Genomic DNA, 10734 nt, shown 5'->3' on the forward strand with positions numbered 1-10734 from the left:
GAATTAAACAGTAGGACTTTTTGATACGAATTTTGAACTTATAACTTTTGTTAAATTTAGAACATGCTCTTTCGTTTCTTGTTTACTCCTCCCTGGATAATTACGATACGTAATCATTAGGCCATTTAGTGAGGAAAACAGTGCTTGAGAATCTGTTCGAACATTATCTTTTATACCACTATTTTTAAATACTGTATCAAATATATCTAAGAGCCTTCGCATACTTTTGTTAAATGTTTGCAAAGCTTCATTTTTCAGTGTTGCATCGAGCATAAAATGAGTCATCATCTGAAAAAAATCATCATTATCCAATAAATATGTGACAAATGTCTCAGCTAAAGTTTCCACAGATACAGTTTTACTTTCTTTAATTATTTTTTCAAAGGCGGACAGAATAGCATCGCTTTGCTTTAAGAAAGCTTCTACAAAAAGTTCGTCTCGGTCTTCAAAATGACGATAAATTAAGGCAGGTGAAACACCCGCTTTTTTTGCAATATCTCTGACACTAACATTAGAAACTTGATTTGTACTGAATAACTCCATCGCCGCCTGTAAAATTAACTTTTTTCTTACCAAACGTTCTTGCTCTTTAAGCTCGTTTAATGTACTTTTTTCTGTCACTATTGACCCTCCAAAACGATGTTTTATAGTTTTTTGCTAAAAGTTACTGATTTAAATCAGAATTTTATACAACCTATAAAACTCGTTTCCTTCACAATTTTAGGTATATTTTTTCTTATAAGCTATATTAATATCTTTATATGTCTCAGCATATACAGTCATACTCACTGCTTACTCCTCTTCTTATCACCTATTATAAGTTAGATTATCAACATGTCAATTTCATTAATTTTCGGTTCAAATAAATCATTACTCTAGTTTATTCCTCAAAATTTTCTATGCATTTCACATGGCATAACTTAAATCCTGTTTTTCCTGTTTTCGTTTTTGCAACTGCGAAGTTTTTCTCAAACAAAAAACCGTTCAATGAAATAGTGTTAAAAATCATTGAACGGGTTTATACAACAATGCATTTTAACGATGAAAAAACACTGTCTAATCAACTGTCTCGATTGAAATTTTTTATCATATTTTTTTCACTTACAAAATAACATCGGGGGTTTCAGGTATAATCTGACCGCCGTCTATGACAAGAGATTGACCGGTAATATATTTTGCTTCTTCAGATGCGAAGAAGCATACTGTTGCGCCGATATCTTCCGGTTCACCTAAGCGTTTCATTGGAACGGCTTCTGCACCTTTTTCACTTAAGATACCGAGTTGCTTTTTCAAACCCTCTGTCGCAATCATTCCCGGTTGTACTGAATTAACTGTTATGCCGAATTTTGCATATTCAACTGCAGCACTTCTCATAAATCCAAGTATTCCTGCTTTTGTCGCACCGTAAATTGAACCGCCAGGGTAGCCGGTAATATCTCCTGTAATCGATGAGGTGAGGATCACACGACCGTAGTTTTGATTTTTCATCGCTTTTAATACAGGTTTGGCAATAAAGAACATGCCTTTCAGATTGATGTTTTGGATGTTGTCCCAATCTTCTTCAGTCATGTCTTCAATCATCACTTCTGGATAAATTCCAGTGTTGGCTGCCAAAATATCAATCCGTTCATGCTTGTCCAACACATCTTGAACCACTTGCTCAGCAGCATTTTTATCCGTGACATCTAATTTATGGAATTCCCCGCCAACTTCTTTAGCCGTTTCTTGACCAGATTTTTCATCGATATCACAAATCATAACTTTGGCACCAGCCTTAGCTAAAGTCTTTACGATTCCTTGACCTATCCCATTTGCTCCACCAGTGACTAATGCGATTTTACCAGTTAAATCAAACATTCTATCCTCTCCTTTTTTATAAGTTAACCTCCATTTATATTTTATCATAGAAAAGGAATTTTCTAATCAAATAAGGGGTTGAGACCTTACCTTATATACGATTACCTCAATCCTAAAAAAACAAGACACTCTTCATAAAATGGAGTGTCTTGTTCTCACGTAAATATATTAATTTATTTTCTAAGTTGTATTTCAAGGTTAATTTTCACTTCATCACTCACTACAACGCCACCTGTTTCAAGTGCAGCATTCCAAGTTAAACCGAAGTCTTTGCGGTTGATCGTTGTTTCAGCTGTGAATCCAGCTGCTTCTTGACCAGTCATTGGATCCTTGGCCGTTCCTTCAAAGACAACATCGAAAGTAACTGGCAATGTCGTTTCGTTAATCGTGAAATCGCCTGTAAGATCATAGTGATCTTCATCTTTTTTCTTAATATCTGTTGCTTTAAATTTCAAATGTGGATATTTTTCCGTCTCAAAGAAATCTCCTGAACGTAAATGATCGTCACGTCCTTTATTGCGTGTGTCGATGCTGTTTGCTTCAATTTTAAATTCAATATCAGCATCTGTTAAATCATTCGGATCTGCTTCTACACTTGCTTCAAATTCATTAAATGTTCCCGATACTTTAGAGATTTTCATATGTCTCACTGTAAACCCAATTGTACTGTGTTCCTTATTGACTTCCCATGTTGCTTTTGCCATATTATATTCCTCCTATTGTTAATCAAAAAGTTTTATTTATATTCTAAGCAGGTGCTTACTTATTCTTTGAATACAGTTACTGATTACGCTCCACCACCTCCTAAGTAATCATTAGTTATCTCATTTAGGAACCTAATTTCTTCAGTAAGTGATGAAGTTGCTTTTTTTCTTCTTCATTTAATTTATTAAAATGTTCAGCTTGAAACGTTTCTTGAATGGGAACGACATCATCAAACAAAGCTTTCCCTTTCTCTGTCAATGAAATATATTTTGTCTTCCATTCCTGTTCCCTTGTAATAAGGTCTCTTTGTTCCATTTTTTGAAGTAACTGGGTAGTGTTCCCCTTGGATACGACTAGTTTTTCACTTAAATCTTGTTGTGATATTTTATCGGCTCCACCAACTTGCGCAAGAACGTCAAACTGTGCAGCCGTTAATTGCCACTTTTTCAAATGTTGGTTTGACAACCTTAGGCTATGATTATAAAACCGCGAAAGTCGGAACCAGATCATTAAATCTAGGCGATTTGATCTCTTAACCATATTGGTAATTCCCTTCTATATCATATAGATATGATGTCTAATTATCAGTTTAGTACTAAACTGATAATTCGTCAACCTTTTTTAACTGACCGAGGTTTAATCTATGCTGTGCCGGTATCAAAACAATTTTTGTTTGTTGTATGAAGCCTACAGTTACAGTGTTGTACTGTTTATTTATTTTATACCCGTTGATGGGGAGTTTTAAAAGTTGATTTATTTAGAGGGGGTTATGCGAAGTTTTACTAAAAAAATCGGTGCCGGACACCTGGACAATTCAATGACTTTAGTATCTGGCACCAATTAATGTGCATCTCAATCTATTTTAATTTGATCCCTTGCTTTAAAACTTTTTTCTTTTTCTTATTTGACAGTGGATGATAATTAATAAAAGATGGATTTATTTTCATAAAATAAAAACGCAATAAAAACTTGGCTCCGATGTAGAAGTTAAATAGCATGAAAAAGCCTATAAGCACTAACGTAGCAAAAAAGCTCGGCTCTAGCCTTTGCCCTGAAACATACCCCATTGTTCCAAGTCCTCCGCTACCAAGTAAAGCTGAACCAATGCTATTAAGATGCCTTTCGATTTTACTTCGTTTCCGCTCTATCGTTGGATCTTTGGTCAGCTTATTTATTTGGTATTTTGCAATTACAAAAAAACCAATTAAAAAAAGTAAAGTGGTTACTAGATAATAAACGGGACCTAGTTCTAATTTTTTCAGTAAAATACCTTGGACAATTACAAACAAAGATAAGGAGCTCATTAATCCAAGACTGCCCGTGAATAATATCATTTCAAACTGTGTTGTATAAGGGTTTTTCATTAAAAATCTCACTCCCCACACATGAAATAGAAGAATAAAGGGAGAAAGCACCCACGCAATTTTAACACTTGCTAAACTTAATAATCCGAGCAACAGTGGCAAATCAAATAAGAGTAAAACGAAAACAATAACTCCTGATTTAACATCAGAAGGATAGATAAATCCTAGTTGTTCTGAAATATCTTGAGATAAATTTTTATTTTTAAGAGAAGGATCAATTTTAAATTTATTTTTCATATCTATCACCCTATTACTTTTTCAGTAGCTTGTTTTAAATTGTCGTTTGAAAAATCCACCCTTCAAGTATAGTTCACCCTGGATTGCCCATCAACATGTAGTCACTACTGGTATTGATTAGGCTGTAAATTTTATCATATAGGATACATAAGACCGATTGTTTTTACTAGATTATTTAATCATTTGTTGGAAAAGCATGTTTTATAACCAGTCTACGGGTTTATGAGTGAATATACTATCTATAGAAAAGGAGGTTTGACATGGAGAAGTTTAAAATAGTTGTCGGTACAACGACTAGGGAGAAAAATGCACAAGGTCAATATAATTTAATGACCGATAATAAAATTAATACGAATATTAAAGTTTATAAAACCGCTGATGGAAAGCTATATCGTGTCGAAACTGAGATGTATTCTAGGCGAAAACAAGCTCTCCAAGATATCGATAAAATTAAAAAACTAGGGATAAAAGACGCCTTTATTATTCGTGAATAATTGGTAGCCGGAGTTATCTAGCAATCTATTGTGATACAATTTAATAGTGCTTTTTTTGAAAACAACTTTGATATAGATGATTTCTCCGTACTTCCGTTCCACCTATATCCTCATGGAAACTAGTGCGACAACTTTTACCATCATTACCATCCTAACTTCCTCATATCTTGAGTGTCGTGACTTGTTAGAAATCTCCTACAAAAAAGGCTGATATCTATTTAATAGATATCAGCCTTTTTCTACAGGCATAAATAAATCTTGATATATTGTTAAGATGATTTTAAAGTTGCTTTTCTTGGAGATTTGATAAATAATTAAAAAATATGGATAATATTAGTTCGCCCCATTCCTATTAACATCGCAACGTAATATTTGGAGGATATAATGAAACAATTCAAGGTACCACTCATATTAGCTTGTTTACTCTTACTCACAGCATGTACTGGAAATGCCCTTTTTGACCGTGGGCCGTTGAAGATGACATCCCAGTCCGACTCAGCTCACTTTTTTCATAGTAAAGAACTTCCTAATGGATTTTTTCTAAAGCCCCTTTCCGATGTTGAGCTTAAATCAAGAGCCGCTTTCTTGATTGATGCAGATCGTGATCGGGTGCTTTTTGATAAAAATAGTCATGAATCATTAGGCGTTGCCAGTATGTCCAAAATCATGTCGGAACTATTGGTGCTAGAAGCCATTGATGAGGGGATGCTTGACTGGGATGACGCTATCGACATCAGTGATTATGCCTATACGATTTCTCATCAGCCTGGTTTTGCTTCTATAGAGTTGAAACAAGATGAACGCTACTTGGTCCGTGATTTATTTCATGGCATGGCGATTACCTCGGCAAATGGAGCAACCATCGCTTTAGCTGAAGCCGTAGCAGGAAGCGAAAAAGAGTTTGTAGCATTAATGAACGAGAAAGCTGAACTGCTCGGTCTTGCGGATTCGCATTTTGTTAATAGTACTGGTTTGACCAATCATGACCTGCAAGATAATCACACAACCGGTTCTGTCGATGATTATAACGAAATGTCGGCACACGACTTGGCTGAACTTGCGAAATATACGTTACATCACTATCCAGATCTTTTGGACATGACCCGTTTACCTGAATTTGATATCGAGGACAAAACATTTGATAATTCGAATTGGATGCTACCTGGGGCAAAGGAAAACTTTCTTGGAGTCGATGTCACTTATGACGGGGTGGATGGATTGAAAACCGGATATACGAGTGATGCCGGCTATGGGTTTACTGGAACTGTCCAAATTGACGGAACCCGCTTTATCTCAGTCGTGATTGGAACTGAAGGGTTTGATGAGCGATTTATTGAAACAGGTAAATTGTATGAGGCGATTGCTGAGCAAATGGATTAAACACTTGTCATGAAAACAGTCATTGGGGAGATTGCTCCGATGACTGTTTCTTTATTCTTGGTCTTTTTCGGTCAAGAAAAACGATGCCTAGAACTTGTTTGGTTCCTCTGCCGATGCAACAGTCCGAGGTATATCCGCCTGCCTTATAAATTTTTATTTCTTACTATTTCTCCTAGATTATAACCTAACCAAGCCCCTGCGATGGGGAATAAATCAAAAATTCTCATCTGTGCGGAATCAATGCCAGTTATAACTAAAATTGTAGTCATAATGCTTAGAGCAGTAACTACGATGGCCTCGGTAATTTTCCTTCTCTTCCAGCGCTTATCCCCCAAACGGTCTTTGTCAAAAGCGTGGACAAGTTTACTTGTTTTTGTGCCTGCTTAGGAAACTATAACATTAAAACTTCTGTGGATAACTTTATACTGAAATTGGCCACGTCCAGCTGGGGGCGCCCCACGCTTTTGTGCCAATATTTTTTCCAGTTATAAGTGTATTAAAAGTATGTGCTACTACAATCCACATCAACACACAACCTAGACCAAAAAAGACAGTAACTGATCCCCCTGTCTTTATATAATAGATAGAGAGAAGCAATAATAGTAGCATTACAAGATTGCCTTGAACTAACAACTTCTTTTTTAAACGTTTCACCTCTTCTATATCCCATTCTGATGTTTGCATTTCATCATCCTCCTAGGATAAAAACTAATCCTTTTGGCTTTCATGAGCTATAGATTCCAGCTGTTAACATATTGACTTTAGTTGCAGAATATTTTACTGGTCCATTCCCAGGATATAAGCCTCAATCACTTTGTTATCATGAATTTTCAATTTTTACTTTTAACAAATCCAGCTCGTTTTCTTGTTAAGTAACTTTCTGCTACGCCACATACGAAAATTAAAAGAAACGAATACCTAAAATCTATATATGCGATTGCATATATGAAACCACAAATTATAATTGAAGTGAAAAACCTGTTCTTTGTGAGTTCCCCTACTTGTTTCCAGTGTAACATTGTATACAAAATCGCTAAAACAAACAATATTATGAAAATCGTTTGTAACCCCCAGAATAAATAGGGGTTTGTATGATTAAACCCTTCTCCCCTTTGAAGATTTGCAACTAACGCTGCAACAGATGCGAGCAGAGCGATCATTCCTGTTGAATATAATTTCATTTCTTTAACCCCTCTCATATTCAATTAGCAGCCTTTACTGGTGGAATTCTTCAAGCAAAATAACATGCAACAACCTTGCAGATAAAAGTAATAGGAAAATGACTAGTACAACGAAAATATCACGTTACTCAAAATTAATAATTAGTATCTTTGAATTTGTCCGGTTTTTTTACGTAACTTTCAATTATAAATCCACAGTTAGAGCAAATGATATGGTCAATTTCCACACCGAAACTGACTTTGCCATTTGGTATAATACTGCCCATTCCGGTTTGCTTGCCTTTCCCTAATTCTTTCTCACCACATTTTGGACATTCTGCTATTTTCATAGACATTCCCCTTTCATCGTACTTTATTTTTAATTCTGATTCTTTTACATTTAACTTTTTATCAGCCTTCTATTAATTAATTAATTAATCTATAATAAAAATAATAATTAGAATAGTAATTATGACTATCGTTTAAAACATTCCCCTTGCTATATAATCTAGCTCCAATACTTCATTAGATTCATATTTACCCAAAGTTTTGTTCCATTAGTCTAACAAACTGTTTTCGATAAAACCTTCTATGTATTTTCCTTTTACAGTTACATCTTTAACTTTCACCAAGCTCTGTTTATTTTGTGTCATGACCCATAGCATTGAAAAACGTCCTCTCCATTCGATATGTTTCCCCAATAATTCCCACTTTTTCCTATGTTTAAAGATAAAATTAACCATGATTGGCTGTGATATCAGCAGTTTTTGCATTGGTGACATGTAACAAATCTGTTGGTGTTAGCTCAATTTGCATTCCTCTTTTTCCTGCTGAAACAATAATTTTATCCGTCAATTCAGCGGAAGTAGCTACATATGTAGGGAAATTCTTTTTCATACCGATTGGTGAACAGCCCCCACGAATATAACCAGTTGTTTTTTCCAAATCTTTCATGGGTAACATGTCTACTTTTTTATTTCCACTTACTTTTGCTAACGCTTTTAAGTCCAACTCTTTCTCGGCAGGAATACATGCAACGATAGTCCCTTTTTTATCTCCCACAGTTACTAACGTTTTGTAAACCCTATCTATCGGCATATCTATACTAGTTGCTGCCGTCTTTGCATCTGAATGATCTTCATTCCACGCATACTCGTATACATTGTAATTAATTTTTTCTTTTTCCAATAAACGGATTGCATTTGTTTTTTGTATTTTTCTTTTTTTCATGGAAATCCCTCTTTGTTTCTGATTGCTATCAAGAGCAGTTTTTACCCAACAAGATTATATCATTTATTTTTCTTTAATTTTATCAAGGACCTTTTGTCTCTCTTGTCCACTCAACAAATCAATTTTTTATAACTTTCTCGGAAATGAAGATATGACACACCCAATTTTTACGTTCATTCTTAAACCACCCTATATTAACAAGCTACCTTCAGTTATTACTTTTTAATATAATTGTCACCCATATATTTTTTGCTACTAAGAACATCTTCCATTATCTTTAGTGTTTCTTCAGGGTCTTGGTTTAAGGATTCGGACTCTTTGTAATATCCGTCAGTGAAATTTTTAAGATCTTGGACGGTATGTTTAAAACCATTTTCATCAATGCCGTAAGCCCCGTTACTTAATCCAACTTCTATACCGCCAATCCAAGACACTAAATTTCGCGGCATATCTTCCGCATACGCTTCTATCCAACCTTTGCTTATTGCGATATCCCTTGCTGCTCCTATGATGTGGTTTTCATAATCTGGCGAGTCTTTATCAATTGTCGTCAATCTATCAGAAGCATCACTAATGCGCACCGATACGCGCTCTGTTGCATCAATTAAATTGTTCCTTTTCTTGACTTGTTCTTGATAGTATTGAATAGCAAAAAATGCATTTAAACAAAGAGAAAGAACTGTGACAAGGATCAATATCTTTTTTGATGTTTTCGTCATTTTTTCAACTCTCTTTCAGACTATCTTTTTTCACGGTCAGTCTTTCAATTATATCCTGAATCAGAAGTAAAATGTGACCACTTTATCTCTCATCATTTCTGGTAAAACCGATTAGATGCTTAAATAAAGAATAACATAAACACCCAAATAATCAGATAGTGTTTTTGTAAATTAATGTGGAATGAATAAGCTAGTTTTCAAATTATGTTTAACACAAAAAAAGGCTGGGCAAAGTATTTATCTTTTAATAATCAACACTTAAGGTCCCAACCTCTTATCTTTATTAAGATTTAAAGTTACTTTTTCTTTCTACTAAAAAATTCGTTCGGTTCTTCCCCTGCTTCTACATTATAATTTTTATATTGGCTTTTACGTCCGTTACGATGTTCGCCACTTTGCTTATTTTTCTTGAATTGTCTATTCTTTTCAGACATTTTACAGCCTCCTAATATGAAGTTACGAATTAGCTTTTGATAAATGGGGCAATTTATTCGTCGGATAGGGACATATACAACATTTATAAAACCTGTGAAATATGGTATAATATAAGTAAGTATATTTGTTTGGAGGTGTATGTTAATGTCAACATTATCAATTGACTCAAGAGAATTTCAAGATACCCTTCATAACCTTCGTTTTGAAGAGATGTCTCTTTCAAGAGAGCTTCAAGAAAAAGTCATCCAAACGGTGAACAGCAGACAGACAATCACACCTAAGATCATTAAAAAGATTGTGGCAGATGCCCATGGGAAAGTATAATGTTGAAAATCAAGACGAGTACCTATTAAAACATAACTTATTAGACGCTGATACATTTCACGAACTAGAGCAACTGGAAGCAGTTGCTTTTTCTATACGTTCCACACAGTTAGAAGAAGAGGGATATGACTGGTTGTTTCCCATATCTATAAAATGCATTAAGCAACTACATTACTACTTATTCCAAGATATATACGCATTTGCAGGTGAAATCCGAAGTGTGCAATTAATTAAGGACAACACCCGTTTTTGTCAAGCAGCGTTTGTTCATCAGAACTTAGAAGGTATATGCGAACAGATTAAAAAGGAGCCTATATGGATATCACGTGAGCAAGCCGCTAAACGACTAGCTTATTATAAAACGGAATTAAACATGATTCATCCTTTTCGCGAAGGAAGTGGACGTACCATTCGTATAATTATTCGTGAACATGCTAAGATGCACAACTTTTATTGGAACTTTAATGAGATTGATAATTCATCCTATAAATATGCAATGATTGAGTCAGTTACAAACAACCGTTTATTACAAACAATAATCTTTGAAACATTAAAGGAAGGTAAGTCATGAGTAGGTAAATGATGGGATAGCACCTTTTTTAAAATACATCATCCCTCAAATGACGACTCTCTAAAAAGTTATTTCTCTAATACCCGTCCAATTTCTTCAATTTCCTGTCTCGATAATCCCGTTAGCTTTTCGATGAGTTGGAACTCCATGCCTTCTTTTATTGCATTTTTAGCTACCGCGCCCTTAGCCTTTTTGATTCCTTCTTTTTTCCCTTCTTCTTTCCCTTATTTTTTTCCCTCCATTTTTCCACCTAGCAAA

The 10734-nt window shown here is 34.8% G+C and carries 16 protein-coding genes; 4 read left to right on the forward strand and 12 right to left on the reverse strand.

Annotated elements, in window-relative coordinates; all coding sequences use genetic code 11:
- Nucleotides 1-3: 3 nt before the first annotated feature.
- The 5 genes from KQI49_RS03205 to KQI49_RS03225 form a co-directional block, all read right to left on the reverse strand.
- Entirely contained in the window at nucleotides 4-621 is a 618-nt protein-coding gene (locus tag KQI49_RS03205) for a TetR/AcrR family transcriptional regulator (RefSeq protein ID WP_216486731.1), read from the reverse strand.
- 480 nt (nucleotides 622-1101) lie between these two features.
- Nucleotides 1102-1857, reverse strand: a complete 756-nt coding sequence (locus tag KQI49_RS03210) for an SDR family NAD(P)-dependent oxidoreductase (RefSeq protein ID WP_216486733.1) — start codon at nucleotides 1855-1857, stop codon at nucleotides 1102-1104.
- A gap of 173 nt (nucleotides 1858-2030) precedes the next feature.
- Nucleotides 2031-2561 carry a YceI family protein gene (locus KQI49_RS03215; protein ID WP_216486735.1) on the reverse strand — a complete coding sequence of 177 codons (531 nt, stop codon included), beginning with the start codon at nucleotides 2559-2561 and terminating at the stop codon, nucleotides 2031-2033.
- A 124-nt stretch (nucleotides 2562-2685) separates the two neighbouring features.
- Entirely contained in the window at nucleotides 2686-3102 is a 417-nt protein-coding gene (locus KQI49_RS03220; protein ID WP_216486737.1) for a MarR family winged helix-turn-helix transcriptional regulator, read from the reverse strand.
- A 317-nt stretch (nucleotides 3103-3419) separates the two neighbouring features.
- Nucleotides 3420-4163, reverse strand: coding sequence for a hypothetical protein (locus KQI49_RS03225; RefSeq protein WP_216486739.1), 744 nt, complete (start codon nucleotides 4161-4163; stop codon nucleotides 3420-3422).
- Nucleotides 4164-4423: 260 nt separating this feature from the next.
- Here KQI49_RS03225 and KQI49_RS03230 point away from each other — a divergent pair, with 260 nt between their 5' ends.
- Both KQI49_RS03230 and KQI49_RS03235 read left to right on the forward strand, forming a co-directional pair.
- Nucleotides 4424-4657, forward strand: coding sequence for an SPOR domain-containing protein (locus tag KQI49_RS03230; protein ID WP_216486741.1), 234 nt, complete (start codon nucleotides 4424-4426; stop codon nucleotides 4655-4657).
- Between the two features lie 384 nt (nucleotides 4658-5041).
- Nucleotides 5042-6037 (forward strand): D-alanyl-D-alanine carboxypeptidase family protein, encoded by a 996-nt coding sequence (locus KQI49_RS03235; RefSeq protein ID WP_216486742.1) that lies wholly within the window; start codon nucleotides 5042-5044, stop codon nucleotides 6035-6037.
- 420 nt (nucleotides 6038-6457) lie between these two features.
- Here the strand turns inward: KQI49_RS03235 and KQI49_RS03240 are convergent, their stop codons facing one another.
- The 7 genes from KQI49_RS03240 to KQI49_RS03270 all read right to left on the reverse strand — a co-directional run bounded on the left by KQI49_RS03240 (nucleotide 6458) and on the right by KQI49_RS03270 (nucleotide 9580).
- Nucleotides 6458-6721, reverse strand: a complete 264-nt coding sequence (locus KQI49_RS03240) for a hypothetical protein (protein WP_216486743.1) — start codon at nucleotides 6719-6721, stop codon at nucleotides 6458-6460.
- A 146-nt stretch (nucleotides 6722-6867) separates the two neighbouring features.
- Nucleotides 6868-7218 carry a hypothetical protein gene (locus tag KQI49_RS03245; RefSeq protein ID WP_216486744.1) on the reverse strand — a complete coding sequence of 117 codons (351 nt, stop codon included), beginning with the start codon at nucleotides 7216-7218 and terminating at the stop codon, nucleotides 6868-6870.
- Between the two features lie 134 nt (nucleotides 7219-7352).
- The gene (locus KQI49_RS03250; protein WP_216486745.1) at nucleotides 7353-7547 is read right to left on the reverse strand and encodes a transcription initiation factor TFIIIB; all 195 of its coding nucleotides are present in this window, start codon (nucleotides 7545-7547) and stop codon (nucleotides 7353-7355) included.
- A 207-nt stretch (nucleotides 7548-7754) separates the two neighbouring features.
- Complete coding sequence (locus KQI49_RS03255) at nucleotides 7755-7898, reverse strand: hypothetical protein (protein WP_216486746.1); 144 nt, start codon at nucleotides 7896-7898, stop codon at nucleotides 7755-7757.
- 34 nt (nucleotides 7899-7932) lie between these two features.
- Entirely contained in the window at nucleotides 7933-8427 is a 495-nt protein-coding gene (gene ybaK / locus KQI49_RS03260; RefSeq protein ID WP_216486748.1) for a Cys-tRNA(Pro) deacylase, read from the reverse strand.
- Between the two features lie 215 nt (nucleotides 8428-8642).
- Nucleotides 8643-9146 carry a hypothetical protein gene (locus tag KQI49_RS03265; RefSeq protein ID WP_216486750.1) on the reverse strand — a complete coding sequence of 168 codons (504 nt, stop codon included), beginning with the start codon at nucleotides 9144-9146 and terminating at the stop codon, nucleotides 8643-8645.
- Between the two features lie 296 nt (nucleotides 9147-9442).
- Nucleotides 9443-9580: a hypothetical protein gene (locus KQI49_RS03270; protein WP_216486751.1), complete on the reverse strand. Its 138-nt coding sequence runs from the start codon at nucleotides 9578-9580 to the stop codon at nucleotides 9443-9445.
- Between the two features lie 145 nt (nucleotides 9581-9725).
- Here KQI49_RS03270 and KQI49_RS03275 point away from each other — a divergent pair, with 145 nt between their 5' ends.
- Together KQI49_RS03275 and KQI49_RS03280 are read left to right on the forward strand one after the other, a co-directional pair.
- Nucleotides 9726-9905: a Zn-dependent hydrolase gene (locus KQI49_RS03275; RefSeq protein ID WP_216486753.1), complete on the forward strand. Its 180-nt coding sequence runs from the start codon at nucleotides 9726-9728 to the stop codon at nucleotides 9903-9905.
- Complete coding sequence (locus KQI49_RS03280; protein ID WP_216486755.1) at nucleotides 9892-10476, forward strand: Fic/DOC family protein; 585 nt, start codon at nucleotides 9892-9894, stop codon at nucleotides 10474-10476. The genes KQI49_RS03275 and KQI49_RS03280 overlap by 14 nt, the downstream gene beginning before the upstream one ends.
- Nucleotides 10477-10734: the final 258 nt, after the last annotated feature.

This window comes from Virgibacillus sp. MSJ-26, from assembly GCF_018918075.1.
Taxonomy (GTDB): domain Bacteria; phylum Bacillota; class Bacilli; order Bacillales; family Amphibacillaceae; genus MSJ-26.